The 15,036-nt window shown below is 67.7% G+C and carries 5 protein-coding genes and 1 pseudogene; 2 read left to right on the forward strand and 4 right to left on the reverse strand.

The features are described 5' to 3' along the window. Positions 1-2 precede the first annotated feature (2 nt). Positions 3-6,335 carry a DNRLRE domain-containing protein gene (locus ACWEK3_RS33950; protein WP_453251423.1) on the reverse strand — a complete coding sequence of 2,111 codons (6,333 nt, stop codon included), beginning with the start codon at positions 6,333-6,335 and terminating at the stop codon, positions 3-5. A 153-nt stretch (positions 6,336-6,488) separates the two neighbouring features. Then, positions 6,489-6,599 (reverse strand): annotated as a pseudogene (locus ACWEK3_RS33955) (IS982 family transposase); the annotation flags it as partial. Between the two features lie 55 nt (positions 6,600-6,654). Here ACWEK3_RS33955 and ACWEK3_RS33960 point away from each other — a divergent pair. Then, positions 6,655-6,936 (forward strand): hypothetical protein, encoded by a 282-nt coding sequence (locus ACWEK3_RS33960; RefSeq protein WP_384442284.1) that lies wholly within the window; start codon positions 6,655-6,657, stop codon positions 6,934-6,936. A 202-nt stretch (positions 6,937-7,138) separates the two neighbouring features. On the opposite strand, the gene ACWEK3_RS33965 is transcribed toward ACWEK3_RS33960, so the two are convergent. After that, positions 7,139-9,613, reverse strand: coding sequence for an alpha-L-fucosidase (locus tag ACWEK3_RS33965; protein WP_453251424.1), 2,475 nt, complete (start codon positions 9,611-9,613; stop codon positions 7,139-7,141). 1,324 nt (positions 9,614-10,937) lie between these two features. Beyond that, entirely contained in the window at positions 10,938-13,808 is a 2,871-nt protein-coding gene (locus tag ACWEK3_RS33970; protein WP_453251425.1) for a heparinase II/III family protein, read from the reverse strand. A gap of 565 nt (positions 13,809-14,373) precedes the next feature. Here ACWEK3_RS33970 and ACWEK3_RS33975 point away from each other — a divergent pair. Continuing rightward, positions 14,374-14,766: a hypothetical protein gene (locus ACWEK3_RS33975; protein ID WP_384442293.1), complete on the forward strand. Its 393-nt coding sequence runs from the start codon at positions 14,374-14,376 to the stop codon at positions 14,764-14,766. The last annotated feature ends 270 nt before the right edge of the window (positions 14,767-15,036 follow it).

A 15,036-nucleotide genomic window follows, 5' to 3' on the forward strand; every position in this document is an offset into this window, starting at 1 on the left:
GCTCAGCCCTTCGTGTAGACGATGCGGTAGCTGGACACGTAGCTCATGTACGTCCTGGCCCAGCTCCAGCCTCCGGTCCGGGTCCACTTGATGCCGGTGAACGCGATCCGGTAGGTGGTGCGGTCACGGTAGGAGTACTGGTAATGCGTCTCGTAAGTGGCGAGGATCTTCTGTCGGCCCCAGCCATACCAGGCCACGACCTTGCATTTGAAGATGTACTGCTTGCGGTAGCGGTACTGGCGCTTCCACGAGGTGATCGGCACGGGACCGTAGTCGCCGCTGACCACGTCCCAGAACCAGTGGTAGTTGTAGTTCTGCCAGCTGCTGTAGCTCCACCGGGTGGTGCGCAGGACGGTGCTGAAGCTCCGGCCGGTCCAAGCGTGTTTGGGGACGCGGCAGGTGGCGCAGCCGGTGACGTCGTCGTTGTTGACGGGATCGGCGCAGGCGTAGTCGTAGGCGTTGCAGCTACCACCCGGTACAGGGTCGGCGGACAGGAAGCGGCCGGTCGCCGGGTTGTACAGGCGCACGCCCATGAGGGTGAGTCCCGTGACGGTCTCCGCGGAGCGATGCATGCCGCCGTGCCAGCCGTAGCGGACGTTGGTCTGGGCGCCGGTGCGGTTGCCGTACTCGTCGGTGCTCAGAACCGTGGGTGCCTGGCCCGCGGTCAGCGGCAGCTGCATCACCACGTCGCCGTGCAGGTTCACCATCTGCAGCACGATGTTCCCGGTCTTGGCGGTGGTGGCGACCAACTGGCCGTCAAATCCGTTGATGTTGCGGGTGAGCGCCCCTGTCGCGGTGTCCTCCACGATCCAGCGGGGGACGTCTACGTCGGAGCCGTAGTGGTTGAGCTTGGACTGAGTCTGCGTCCAGGTGCCCGAGGAGTTGGATTCGACTGTCCAGCCGCGGAAGCGGAGCTGGGAGTCGAGGGTCCAGGTCTGACGCTGGCTGCCGGCGATCTGCTGGCGGACCAGGTCGTTGGTGTAGTACGTCAACGTTGTGCCGGGGGCCGCCGTGGTGCGGCCGAGGGCGTCGTAGGCGTAGCCGGAGTCGACCAGCCGGTCGGCGCTGTCGTAGGTGTGGCTCACCGTCGTCGCACCACTGCTGGTGCACTCCAGGCCGGGCTGTGCGGCCGAGGTGGCCAGCGTCTTGCGGTTGGAGTTCTTGTCGAAGGTGTAGCTGCGGGTGACGCAGACGGCGTCGACGGTGTCGTCCTCCGCCTTCACCAGCCGGCCGACCTTGTCATACCGGTAGCTTTGGTTGGAGGTCTGCCCCAGCGAACCGGTGTAGAGCGACCGCTGTCCGTGGACCGTGGGCACCAGGGTCTCGGAGAAGAGGACCTCGCCGTCGCTGTCCCGGGTGTAGGTGCGCTGGGTGGCCATGCCTGCGGGGTTGGTGCTCTGGCGCAGGGTGTAGCCGCTGGGCAGCTTTTGACTCAGCACCTGACCGTCGGCGTCGTAACTGACCGAGAAGGAGCCGGCCACCGAGTCCGTGATCGAGGTGGGCAGGTCCCGCGGGTCGACCGCGGTGTCGTAGGCGTACGACGTGGTGGACGGCACGCTGTCGCTGACACTGAGCGGGCGGTCCTGAGCGTCGTACTCGCTGGTGGTCACGCCGCCGTCGGCGTCCGTGTAGGAGATGAGGCGGCCGAGCTTGTCGTAGACCTTCCTGATCGTTCCGCCGTTGGTGGATGTGATCGTGGCAACCTTGCCGCTGGCGGAATCGTACGTCGTGGTGACAGCCGGGACGGCCGTGCCGAGGCCACCGGTGATCGTCACGGTCTTCGCGCGGCCGGCGGCGTCGTACTCGGTCGTCTTGACACGGGTGCTGCCGTTCGCGGTCTCCGTCAGCTTGGCGGTCTCGCCCCAGCGGTCGTACTCGGCCGTGGTGGTCGCCAGCTCCGCCGGGTTCGAGCCGCCGCCGGTGATCGCCGCCGCCGGGCGGGTGCGGCACACCTCGTCGGCCCACTCAGGGCGGCCGCCGCAGACGCCGGTGCCATCACCCGTGTAGTAGTCGGTGATCACGGTGCCGGCGTCGGATCCGCTGGACGCGGGCAGGCTCCGGCTGATCTGGAGTCCGGCGGCGTCGTAGCTCGCCTTCTCGGTGATGGCCAGACCACCGGGATCCTGGATGGTGCTGGTGGGCTTGCCGACCACCCAGTCGTAGACGGTCTGCGTGACCCGGGCGTCGGCCGTGAGCGTCGGCCAGTTGCGCGGCTGTCCGCCCTCGGTGCTCTTGGTGACCTTGTCGGAGACGGATGCAGTGCCGTCGGTGGGACGGCCGCTGTCGTACTCGTTGACCGTACGGTGACGGACGGCCAACTGCTCACCGGCGGCGGCCACCGTGGTAGTGCCGTCCTTCAGGTCGCTCTCCAGCACGACGCGGTGCAGCGGCCCGAGAGTCTCCAGCTCACGGGAGCCGTCGGTGTTGTAGACACTGCGGTTGGAGAGCAGTTCGGCGCGCTCGCCGGCGGGCAGGGCTGAGATACCGAGGTCGGCCAGCTGGGCCTTGTCGGCGTCGGTAGTGCCCAGCGCCAGGGCGCGGTTGGCCGCGGACAGCTCGCGCACAGCGTTGCCGGACGCGTCGTACTCCGTGGTGGTGATGTTCTTGGCCGGGTCCAGGGTGTTGACCTCACGCCCGGAGGCGTTCAGGTAGTGGACCATGGCGCGCCCGTAGGCGTTTGCCGTCAGACTGGCGCCATCGTGCGACGCCGGGGTGACGCCCGTGGGGATGATGGCTGTGGCGTCGGTGGGGGCATCCAGCTGACCCCACGCCTGCACATCGCCGGAGCCCATGGCGCGCGGCGCCTTGGCACCGGTGAGCGGGACTCCGTAGACGATGGAGGTCTCGGCGGCATTGCCGTCGAGCTCGTCGGCGGATCCGGCCTTGAGCGTGGGGCGGGAGACCTTGAGCAGCATGCCGTCGCCGGCTACCGGGTCGGTGCCGACCTTGCCGTAGACGAAGGTCCACGGCAGCTGGCCGGGCGGCGTCATCTGGGTGACCCGTCCCAAGCTGTCATAGGCGTACGTCGTCTTCAGCGCCGGAGAGATCCGGGGGTCCCAGGTCTCGCGCAGGCGGCCGGAGTTGTCGTAGGCGTACTTCGCCACGGTCGTCGCCGTCGAGACCGTGGCTCCCGGGAGGGTGGCCCAGGCGCGGATCTCCGCCACCTGGTCCTTCACATCACCGAAGGCGCCCGCCGTGGCCGTCGTCGAGGTCGCGTAGACAAACTCCAAGACGCGGCATCCCCGGGTGGCCGGGGCGGTCTCGCAGGTGCCGACGCTCACCGCGCTGGTGGCAGCGATGACACGCTTGGGCCGTGCGAGCACCTTTCCGTCCACCGTGACGGCCTCGGATACCACCTCGGTGGTCGAGTGTGCCTGGCCGTCGATCAAGGAACGCGACACGGTCCACGCTGCAGCTGAGGAGTTCACCCGGCTGAACGTGGTCACGGTGCCCTCGGTGTCCGACAGGGTGAAGTCGCCGCTGGAGAAGCTGCCCTTGAGGGTGAGGTTCTCGGCTCCCGGCTCGGGAATCCAGCCGGTCTTGGCCGCGTTCGCGGTGAAGGAGATCGTCTCGCCGTCAGTGGTGACCACGTCGAGCGAGGTCGCGGAGGTCTTGACCAGCTCGGAGTAGTCGGACTCGACGGTCTGGGCCGCCGTTCCGCTCGTCCACTCCTTGCCGAAGATCGCCGCCTGGCCGTTCTGGGCCGCCCCTGCCTGCGGGGTACGCGAGGACGCAGCGCGGGTCACCGTCGTGTCGAACAGCGAGACATCGGTGCCCGACAGGCTGTAGTCGCCGGTGAGCAGGTTCAGCGAACCGGGGCCGGCCTCGGCCGCGGCCGCGCCGCTGGCGTTGCGATCCACCACGGCCGACAGCGGCTGGGTGCTGCCGGAGGCGCTGTTCGGGCCCGTGAAGTCGGCCTTGACCTGGATCGAACCGTCCGGGTTGACGGTGTCGGTGGTGTTCCAGACCAGGGTGCTGTTCTTGCCGTTGGTGACGGGCACCGGCCACGCGGTCAGCGGGCTGCCACCGGAGGTCACATCACCGGCCGGGATCTTCACCCAGTCGTCCGCCTCCGAGCGGCGCCAGGAGAACGACACCTTGTCATATTTCGCAGCGTCGGCCTCGGCGACCAGCGGCAGACGGCGTGCGGTGCGCTCACCCTCGGCGGGCTGTACGAAGCCGCCGGGACCGGCGTGGAAGACGTACTCGGCCGGCTCGGACTTGTTGTCCGCCTTGTCGACCGAGCGGACCTGGAGCGTGTGCGTGCCGTCCTTGGGCGGGGCGACGCTGATGGCCTTGTCAGCGGTCGATCCGCCGGTCGGGACCTTGGTCCAGGTCACCCCGTCGAGTGACCACTCCAGCCAGTCGTGGTCACCGCCGGCGGGCGGGGTGACGGTGAAGGTGCCGGCCTGGCCGGCGCCCTTGACCCACTTGTCCGACGGGTAGTCCGTGGAGACGATCTTCGTCGGGGCGGACGGGGCCTTGGTGTCGACGGTGAAGGTCTTCCACGCCGACCAGCCGGCGTTGTAGTGCGTTCCGTCGTAGGGGCTGGTGCGGAACTTGTACGTCTTGCCGTCCGCGAGCACACCTGCCGGGACGGTCACCGAGGCGACCTGCCCGGAGGGCACGTACTTCGACACCAGGACGTTGCCGACCTGGGTGTTGGTGGCGTTGTCGTAGATCTGGAAGGTGCCGTTGACCTTGTCGCCGTCGGCGTCGACGAAGGTGTCCCGCAGGGTGGGCGTGGTGGTGTTGACGACGTAGGTGCCGCCGTAGGAGAAGTACGGCGGGCCGGCCTCCTGCTTGGTGCCGGTGCGCGGCCGGTAGTTGTAGTTGACGACCAGCTTCGGCGGGTTGGAGGCGGCGTTGGCGGAGTTGACGCGCTTCCACTGGGCCACGACCGACTCGTCGGTGGCGCGGATGCCCATGTGGCCGCGGGTGGCCTTGGCCGAGGCCCACTCCTGCACCAGCGTGGTGATGTCGGCGTTGATCCAGCCCTTGGGCTGGGTGCTGGTGCACGACGGGTTGCCGCGCGTCTCGGTGGAGGTGGCCTTCTTCGCCGTCATCGTCGGGCGGTTGGTCCACCGGCTAGAGGTGGAGGCAGCGGGGGAGGACCACACCTCCCACGGGTACGCCTTGCAGTCGGTGTTGCCCGAGTGGAAGTTGTACAGCGACAGCTTCGCGTCCAGCACCAGCGCGTCCTGGATCGGCGTGGTGTTCCAGGAGATGAAGGACTGCGCGGTGCGCGGGGTGCCGTCGGTGTTCTTGGTGCCGGGGTTGCCGAAGTCCAGCTCGGTGTCGGTGGACCAGTCGACGGTCTCGCCCTGCTGCACGTAGGTGTCGAAGACGTTGGACAGCGAGGAGGTGGACGGGTCGATGGTGACCGGGTACTTGGTGTCCGGGTCGGTAAGGAAGTCGGCGTCCGGGGTGATCACCAGGTCGACGGAGGCGCCCTTCTGGACCACCTTCAGGCCGACCCTGGTCTTGCGGGTGTGCTCACCGGAGCGCTCGTCGACGGTGGCGTCCCACATCACCGGCGCGGGCATGACAGCCCGCTTTTTGTTCCTCTTGTCGGTGAATAGCACGCTGCCGTCGGCGAGTTGCTTCGCCTTCAGGCCCTCGGCCTTCAGCGGAAGCGTGTAGGAATAGCCGCCCGCGTCACCGGTCTCGGGACGCTGCTTGAGCTCGACGTACTGCTCGAAACCGGTCCGGGTGGCCTCCACTACGACATCCGCGCCGGGTACGGCGTTGACGTACTCCGCCCGCGTGCCGTCCAGCTTCGGCTGCGGCAGGCCGCCCTTCCACTGGAGCGTGATCTGCTGATCGCCCTCGCCCAGGGTCACCAGGTCGGTGGCTTTGGCCTGCTGAGCGGCCTTCAGTGACTTCGCCGGGGTCCCGGACCTGCCGGACAGGCGCAATCCGCCCGGGTGGGCTTTGGGCTCGACGATCCCGTCGGCGACCTGGACGAGGTCCAGGTCGACCTCGCGCCACTCTCCCGTGGCCTCGTCCGTGAACCGGACGGGTCCGGCGGTGAGTTCGGTGCTGAGCGAGCCGTCCTTGTTCACCCAGGTCGTGGAGGTCTCGGTGCGCTCCGAGAGCGCCTCCACGCGCTTGCCGGACAGCCGGGCGGCGACGCGCGCCGACGGGATGTCCGCCGCCTGCGTGGCGGCCGCGCTCTTCGCCTCCTTGGGAGTCTGTGGCGTGGCGAGGGCCGAGGTGTACGCCCCGTCAAGGAGCGTGACGGCTAGGGCCAGGGACAGGCTTCCCGCTATCCAGCGAGTGCTTCCCCCAGACCAGGAACGTCTGCGTCGACAAGACGCATCGTTGCGAATCATCCTGATTCTCCGGTCTTTTCACTGCGAACACGCCGCAGATGCGGCGCAGTCGTGAAGCTAGCCGAAGTAAAAAGAGACCAAAGGTGGCAAGCGAGAGGTAAAAGGATCTTGAACCGGCAGATCAAGGCCGTGACCTTTGTCACTAAACGTGTAGTAGCCATAGGCCGTCGGTGAGAAGGTGACTGCCTGGCCGGTCTGGAAGTTGTGCCAGACCGCTGCCGCCAGCGCGAGGACGTGCTGCACGACGCGCACGGCAACGCCCTCGAGCCAGCCGCGAAGCCCCGGCCGGGGCCGACCGCGATGCCGTCATTTTGGCCGCATGATCAGCAGCGTGGCCGCCGAACTGGCCGAACGCGCAGGACTGGAAGACGTGGTCGACGAGCCGCTACTGGAGGCCGACGTTACCAAGCCCCTGGAGCTGCCGCAGATCACCGAGGAGCTGGCCCAGCAGCTTCTCATGCCACGAGCGTGGCTGCGGGAAACCGCCCAGCAGGATGGCAAGAGCCGTGTAACGGGAGACCATTACGCACGGTTCTGTGGGAGCCCGGGGGTGAGGTCCCCCCGGGCCACCCGACAACGACTTGCCACCGGATCTAACTAGCCTCCGCACTTTATCGCCGGAATCGTTCTCTATTCCGGCGCTGAGCGCCTCCACTTCGGAGAGCGGACGCGCCCTGCCTTCTTGCTCTCGTTGCCGAGCTCGTTGCTGGTGATCACGAACTGTTCCGCATCCAGGCCGGAAAGCGCGAGTCGCGCAACCTGCGCCGGATCAGCTTTGGGGTACGACCGCCGGCCCTCAATGTCTACTCCCCTGCGAGCCGGCTACGGACCTTCACCTCGGCGAGGGACAAGGGATTGGTGTGCGACTCAAGTTGAATGCGCACATACCGGCCGGGTGTTTTGCCGAGGTCGATGCTCGTGGGCCGTCCAGCGACGTTCGACTGGTAGATGGCTGTGACACCCGGGGTCTTGCGCGCCTCGCTGAGAGAGCTGCTGGTGATCGGCGTTTCCGAGACGAGCACCCAGTATTCGGCCAATCGCGTAGAACAGCAGTCCGTGCGGTTCCAGATCTCAATCTGGTCGATCATGTACTCGTTCTGAAGATCGACCTGCCACCATGCCTGATTCGACGGCTCGGCCGTGTGGGTCGCGGAGTTGTCGCCGAAATAGTCCCCGCCCGTGTTGCCGTCGACGGCTCTGCCGGCCACGCCTCCCCACGCCGTGCTCGACTGCGTGGCCGGTTTACCGACCGCCACGTTCGGCAGCACGACGTTGACCTCGGCGGTCAGGCCGAGGGCGCGTGCGTCGGTGTCGAGATCCGAATGCAGCCGGTAGGTGCCCGGCTCGCCCTCGCGGGACACGGACAGCTCGATCGGCTGGGTCCGAGTCGCACCCGGTGGCACCATCACCGCCGCAGCCGGGCCAGGGGCGAACGGCCCCTGGCCGTCCAGTCCGACCTGACCGGTCACGGTCCGGCTGCTCAGGTTGGTCACGTGCACCGGGATTGGCGCCGTCGCTCCGAGCTCGACTGGGTTTTGCGGCTGCGACCACGCGACCGCGGTGCCGGTGGGCCCGACCATGACGGCGTCGATGCTCACTCCGAGATCCTGGGATGGGTACTCCGGTTCGGCTCTGGTGATGGTGAGGGGCAGCACGCGGCCGGGTTGCACGACGAACGGTCCGACGGCCGATGAGACCAGTTGTTCCCCGGTCACGACCTGATCGCGGCCCCCGAGCCGGACCCGGTACCGGGCGGCTGGGTCCGCGCGTCCGGCAAGGGCGATCGAGACAGGTCCGCCCCGGTGCGCGCGCAGGTAGGCCGTGTGACGGACCACGGTGCGACGGGTGCTGTAGTAGGAGCCGTTGTCGGCGTAGCTGTAGCCCGTTTCGATGTCCTCGGGGGACAGCACCCACGCGCCTTCAGTGTCGGCAACCGTGCGCGTCGGAACGATCCGCAGGTTTCCGGCCAGCTCGACCCTGATGACCGGCAACACCTCGTCCGCGGCATCGGCGGGCAGGCTCACAACCAGGTCGGTTCCATCCCACCGCCACCCAAGCTCTCCGGCCCCGTCCTCGAGCACCCGCCTGACCTCGGTCGCCAGGCCGGGCAACCTCAGCTCCCCGTCAGCCGGCCATCGAGTGACGTGGAGAAAGAGGTCGTGGCCGTTGACGGTCACCTCACCCCACGGTTGGCCGCCGAACCGGGTCGGAGAGGCCCCGAGGACCGCTCCGGGGTGGCGCTTGAGCCAGGCTCCGATGCCACGGAGGACGTCCGCCTCGAACTCGACGATGCTGCCGTCGCCACGGGGGCCGATGTTGAGCAGGTAGTTGCCACCCCGGGCGCGAACGCTGGCCAGGCCCTTCACCAGGTCGCGCACCTTGCCGGGCAGGTCGTCGCGGACCTGCCAGCTGCGGTAGCCCCAGGTCGAGTGGTAGATCGACGCCGGTGTCTGCCATGCGCCGTCCACGGCGACCGATGGGATCTCGTTGTCTCCGAGGGTTCGGAAGTCGCCGACGTTGTTCCAGATCCGGCTGTTGATGACGGCATGCGGCTGCAGCTCACGCACGACGCTCGCAAAAGCCTCGCTCTGTTTTTTGGTTGGTGACGACATGTCGAACCACACTTCAGCGATCTCCCCGTAGTTCGTCATCAACTCGCGGAGCTGCGCCTTGATCACCGGCTCCATCGCCGGGGGTATCGGGTTGTTGTTGTTCCCATCGAACGCGTGGCCCTGGTGCCAGTCGACCAGCGAGAAGTAGAAACCGAACTTCAGTCCCTGGCTGCGGCACTCGTCGGCGAGCAGCTTGAGCGGGTCCTTGCCGTACGGCGTCGCATCCACAACGTTGTAGTCGGTGGTGCCGGTATCGAACATCGAGAAGCCGTCGTGGTGCTTGGTGGTGATCACGACGTACCGCATCCCGGCGTCCTTGGCCAACGAGCAGATCGCCTTCGGGTCGAACCGGTCCGGCCGGAACCGCTCGGCAACCTTGAGGTAGTCCGCCTCGGAGATGTTCGCCCACATCTGGATCTGTTCGCTGTAGCCCTGCCTGACCGGTTCGCCCTGCCAGACACCTCCGAGTTCGGAGTACAGACCCCAGTGGATGAACATGCCGTACTGCAGCCGCTGCCAGGCGGCCAGGTCCGCGTCCTCGCTGACGGGAATCGTGCCGGGGATGCCTTTCACCTGTTCCGGTGGCGTCCCGGCTGGCTCGGCCGCCGCGGCCGAACCGGACAGCGGCACAAGAGCGGCGAGGAGTAACCAGACCAGAATGGTCATCAACCAGTGACGGTGGCGCACATCAGGCTCCTTCGCAGGTGGGCAGCGGCCGAGCGATCATGGTTTCGCCCCTCACGCTCAGCCGATTCCGACATTCCGGACCCGGATATCGGGAGCGTTTGGTCACGCGGATGCAGGAGTTGCGCCCATCCCGGAAGATCCCGTCGCCATCGCTCGGACGTCCATGCCCCCAGTCCGGGCACCCAGCATTGGGCACGTCAGACGAGCAACCCGAACACACCAACCTGGGCCTTAGAGGTCCGATGTCTAAGGCCCACCTTCTCCAGCTTCCGGCGATTGACTGCTAAGCAATTGCACATGCAGGCACGAACATAGGATGACTCCGGGCGATCGTCAAGGCCTGAGGTTCAAGAGGAGAGTGCGCAACAACAGCCAAAAAAGCATGCATAAACGAGCAAGATCGCCAGCTTGATCATGCTGCATGTTCCCCCATCGCCCACACGCACTCACTGGCGAAAGATCCGACCTTCTCTCACATTCGTCGCGCTGATGACCGCCGTTTTCCCGTGCTCGCACTACCGGCACAGGCCGAACGCGGCGAAGGACATGGCGGGACTATGGCTGGTCAGGAGCCAGGACGGTGCCCCGGCGAGCTGGGGTGCCGTGGGGGAAGACCCTGCCCCGTGAGACACGTCCGGCCGCCGGATGCACGCGGACTGTCGCCTCGACCGGTTACAGACGTCATTGTGCAGAGGGAACGGCCATGCTGCTCAAGGTCCTTGGCCTTCGAAACGACCTCGGGGCGCCAATGATCCGCATGCCGTACGGCCCGACCGCATGCGCAGCGGCCGAGTGGGCTCGTGAGGCGTCGGCCTGGTCTTCGTCGTCCCTGTCACCCGCCTGGAAGGTAACCCCTGGTTTCTGCAGGACTCCGTGGTCCGGAATCGTCGTTGGACCGTCGATCTCGGTGCATTGCCGGAAACCGCATTCCGTCATGCACAACAGACCGGTGATTGCCGTGCCGGCAACGGGTACCCACCACGGCGAGCTCGTCGCGTCCCCGGGCGACAGTCGACTCCGACACCTCCGCCAGCCTGCCACGGCCGAGGTCCCGCCATACCCCAGCGCCTCGGCCTCGGAGGCGACCCGCCGCCATCACACTTCGCCGCACCATCAGACAGTCACGCACCCAACAACGTGACAGCGCCGGGCGATGTACGGATGCTTCGTGCATTGTGCCCGCTGCGGTGCGTGTTCAGGTTCTCGCCGTCCTACGTCTCGGGCGCACTGCAGCATCGCCCCGGCGGCCGGGGGCCTGCCGGGGCGATGCAGACGTCGCCCGGGGCGGGCCGCCCGAGCCGGGTCAGCCCGCAGCGGCGGCGAGCAGCTTGCTCGACTTGACGGTGAACGGGACCGCCTCGCCGTTGACCGTCACCGATGCCGCCCAGGGCGCGTGGATCCTGACGGTCTTGTCGGCGTCCGTGCTGGGGACGAGCCCCGTGCCGTCGATGGCGACAGTCCCGCGCGCCGGGTCGAGGCGGACCGCGAAGTCCTTCAGCGCCACTGGGGAGTCGACGAGCACGGTGTCCTTCGTGGCGAGCCTGCACCCGCCGTACAGCAGCCACGTCCGCCGTTGCGAGGCCGCCTCCGCGTAGGCCACCGTGCCGTCGAAGGTGTACGCGCCGAAGGCGATCGGCGACCGCGGCGCGGTGTGTGCCACGGCGTAGGTGGCCGTGCGCTCCGTGCTGAACGTGATGGCCATCGCCGAGGCCTCACCGGCCGACGCTCCCGCCACGGCGAGGTCCTCGACCGTGGCGGTGGACTGCTGGCCGGCGGGAACGGGCAGCAGCAGCGCGTCGAAGGTGACCGGGCCGGAGCCCTCGCGCGTGTAGGTCGCGTACTTGCTGTCCGTGACGCTGTAGAAGACCGGCGAGTAGTAGCCGTTACGGACCTCCGCCCGGAGCGACGAGGGGCGGACGGGGACGAGACGCAGATTGCCGTCCTCGGCGAAGTCGGTGACGATCGCCCGGCTGCCGTCCTCCAGCGTCGGCCGGGCCTCGGGCAGCAAGTGCCAATTCTGCCGGTAGACGTGGTTCGCGGTGTCGGACGGCCTGAGATGGTCGGAGACGATCCACAGGCCGGGCCGTACGAACAGCACTGTGCGGGTGTGCCGGGCGGCGGAGTTGCCGTCGGTCCAGGCGCGGGTGAGGTCGAAGGCGGCGTTGGTGGCGAAGAGGTCGAAGGAGGCGGCCGCGCCGACCTTCTGGGCGGTGGCGTCGACTTCGACTGTGCTGTGCGACTCGGTGGTGAAGCGCAGCCAGTTGCTCCGCGGGTCGTTGGAGTACGTGAAGGCGCCCATGTCGGGCAGCAGCCGGTTGCCCTCGGCCCAGACGGTGACGGCCAGATCGTCAGGATGGGAGTGGGGGCCGCGGTCGGCGTTGATCCGCAGATACGCCGCGTCCGGCCGCCAGCCGCTGCGCTGGACGGCGACGCGGGTGTCCGGGTAGAGGACCGAGGTGTGGTCGGGGGCCGTGCCACGGGCGCCGCCGGAGCCGATGTACGTCAGCGTGGCATCGCCGAGCAGTTCGCCGTACTGCAGCAGCACAGGGCGGCGGTCGAAGGTGCCACTGTCGCCGTAGGCGGGGCTGAAACCGCCGGGCAGGTTCTGGTCGGCGAGGAAGCGCACGAGCCGGTCCAGCTCGGCCTTGCCGCCGAGCTCGTAGCCGTTGTCCTGGAGGTACTTGGTCAGCCCGCCGAAGGTGTCGACGACACTCCAGGCGTAGCCGTCGGTGGACTCGACGTAACCCCCGTCGGGATACAACGCCGTGCGGAACTGCTCGGAGAGGTACGTCCGGGCGTTCTCCAGCCACTCGGCGCTGCCCCGGAACTCGGGGAAGTGCACGGCGATCGCCGTCAGCGCCTGCTTCTGGAACTGGATCCAGTTGGGGTTCGGGCCCGAGGCTACGGCCAGATAGCGGCCGGACTTCTCGATCGTGCGCAGCATTGCGGTGTTGTCGGCGGCGCTGAGGGACGGGCTGGTGCGCAGGGACTCGTAGGCGTACACCCAGTTGACGATGCGGTTGCCGGTGTCGAGGCTGCGCGGGAAGGAGCCGGCGCCATAAGCGGTGCCGTAGCTGTCGGCGTCGCGGATGAAGTCGGTGATCAGGCTCGTCAGTCCGGCGGCGATCGTCTCGTCGTCGCTCTGGCGGTAGGCGTCGGCCATCGGGCCGGCGAAGTACAGCCGGGGCAGCTGGTAGCCGTACTCGGGGTCGGCGCCCGCGGGCCTCTTCCAGTCGAATCCGCCCGGGTCGCCCTGCCAGGAGAAGGTGTTCTGGACGGAGTTGGCCCAGGTGCGGGTGGTCTCGTTGAAGGCTTCGAGGGTCTGGAAGACGATGATCCGCTTGTCGGCGGCAGCGGTGGCGTTACGGCCGGTGAGCTTGAGGCGCGCCGACCTCGGAGCCTGGGTCACACCCTCGATACGGAAGGCCAGGTACGCCTTGCGAGTCTCGGCGGCGAAGGCGCCCACGCCCTCGTCGCGGACCTGCAGCTCGCTGTCGGAGCCGAAGTTGCGGGTTGCGTCGTCGCCGGCCTTGATGTACGTGTCGGCGGTCGCGGGGAAGGTGACGGTGCTCCCGTCCGCCTTCGTGACCTCCAGTACCGGGGCGCCCGCGCCCGCGTCGCGGCTCGCGAAGACCGCGGTTGAGGGCTCTTTGTCGCGGGCCATCAGGAAGAACATCACCTCGGATGCCTTGCCTTCCGCGGCCCGAGTGAGCGCCTCCGTCACATCGGCGGAGACGGTGGACGCGGCGCCCGTGACGGTGACAACGTCCTGGTAGATCTCGCCAGTACCGAGCGTCCAGATGTGGTCGATGAACAGGGGTATCTGGCCCGGGCGGAAAATGCCGTTATAGAGGAACGGCAGGGGCGCCTTCGCGGTGCGGGATCGGAAGTGCTCGCGGAGGGCCTCACCGGCGGCGGCGTAGTCCCCGGCTTTGGCGGCGTCTTCGACGGGCTTCAGCGAGGCGGCCGCGGTGTAGTCCAGGCGCGGCTGGGTGGTCCAGGTGCTCCCGTCCCATATGCCGAAGAAGCCGGCGTCCTCGGCGGAACCGCTCGACGTGGCATGCGTCTCGGCCGCGCCGGCGGTGGACCCCAGGGGCAGCAGGCCGGCGGCGGTAGCGCCGGCCATGGTGCCGAGGACTCGTCTGCGGGCGAGAAGGGGGTGTCGCTGGTCCATGGGGGTCGTCCCTTCCGTCTGGCGATAGAAAGCGGTTGCGTCTGTTGTCGGTCGATGGTCTACACCAGCGGCGGCCGGGTCAACGGGTCAGCAGAGACTGATGAGGAAGACTTCTGGAGGGCGCGACACGCTCTCAAAGGAGAGACAGGCCGACGCCGAAACGCCCAGCCGCGATGGCTCTCGGTGTTCTCCGCACCGTCCGAGGTCTCCTCACAGCGTCCCTACTACTTGTGCTGCGCGCCCTGCCCTGCGAACAGGGCCTCGGGATCTGACTCGCACTCTGCTCGGGGTACTGCCGCGTTTCGCGATTCTCAGGTGTGCTCGGCTACGGCACGGCGATCGCCATCCCCACTAGACGCTGATCACCTGGGCCGCGATCACTCTCATGACCAGGCGTTTGGCCTGCGAAGGTGCCCCTCCGCCGCTGGTCACGCAAGCCCGCTTCGGCCGCTTGAACCGCCGCGACTGGCCGGCATTGACACCTCTCGGGACGCCGTTGCAGCATCCAGGCGGTCTTCGAGTGTCAACGGACGTGAATGCGCCCGACCCCTTGCACAATCCCCTCATGCAGCCGCTGCCGGTTCCTTGCCCCGCCCACCTCATCCCCGACGCCAGCGGCACTACCGCTTTCCACAAGGCATACAGGCAGGCCATGGTGCATCGCGCCGTGTTCGTCGCCATCGAATCGGACGGTCCACGGTGGACCGTGAAGGCGGACACGCTTACCGCCGGCCGCGAATACTCCGTCGACGACGCCGTGTACAACGCTGTCCGGGCCGCGATCACCTGCCTGGTCCGCAACCGCGAGGTCGGCTTGGACGCCTACACAGGCCCCGTCTACTTCATGATGCACAGCGTGTCGAGTGAAAGCCGAGCACGCGAACTCGCGGCCGCACTCCACGCCGCCCTGCACGGGGACCTGGAACCACTAAACCGCGCAGTCCCTCCCATGACCTGACCTGAACGCTGCATGACCTGCTGACTCTAGCTGGCCGGCGCAAGAAGAAGCAGCCGATCCTCAGAAAGCTGACTTTCGGCCCGAAGCGGGCTCAACTACGCGACGCCTTCCGTCACCGCCGCGCCATAGATGTCGAACGTTGTCCGCGCCGCGCGCGCCCGTCCGCGTCCAAGGTGATGTCAAACCTGACCCGCAGGGCACGAAGCCGTGAACTCCGCCGCCCTCACATCGCAGTCCTGAGGCTCGGTCCAGGGGTGCCTGACGAGTTCT

Source organism: Streptomyces sp. NPDC004721, from assembly GCF_053601495.1.

Bases quoted from the DNA above. Each gene is read 5' to 3' on its own strand.
- ACWEK3_RS33950 (WP_453251423.1), bottom strand. From the start codon at position 6,335: ATGATTCGCAACGATGCGTCTTGTCGACGCAGACGTTCCTGGTCTGGG.
- ACWEK3_RS33960 (WP_384442284.1), top strand. From the start codon at position 6,655: ATGATCAGCAGCGTGGCCGCCGAACTGGCCGAACGCGCAGGACTGGAA.
- ACWEK3_RS33965 (WP_453251424.1), bottom strand. From the start codon at position 9,613: ATGACCATTCTGGTCTGGTTACTCCTCGCCGCTCTTGTGCCGCTGTCC.
- ACWEK3_RS33970 (WP_453251425.1), bottom strand. From the start codon at position 13,808: ATGGACCAGCGACACCCCCTTCTCGCCCGCAGACGAGTCCTCGGCACC.
- ACWEK3_RS33975 (WP_384442293.1), top strand. From the start codon at position 14,374: ATGCAGCCGCTGCCGGTTCCTTGCCCCGCCCACCTCATCCCCGACGCC.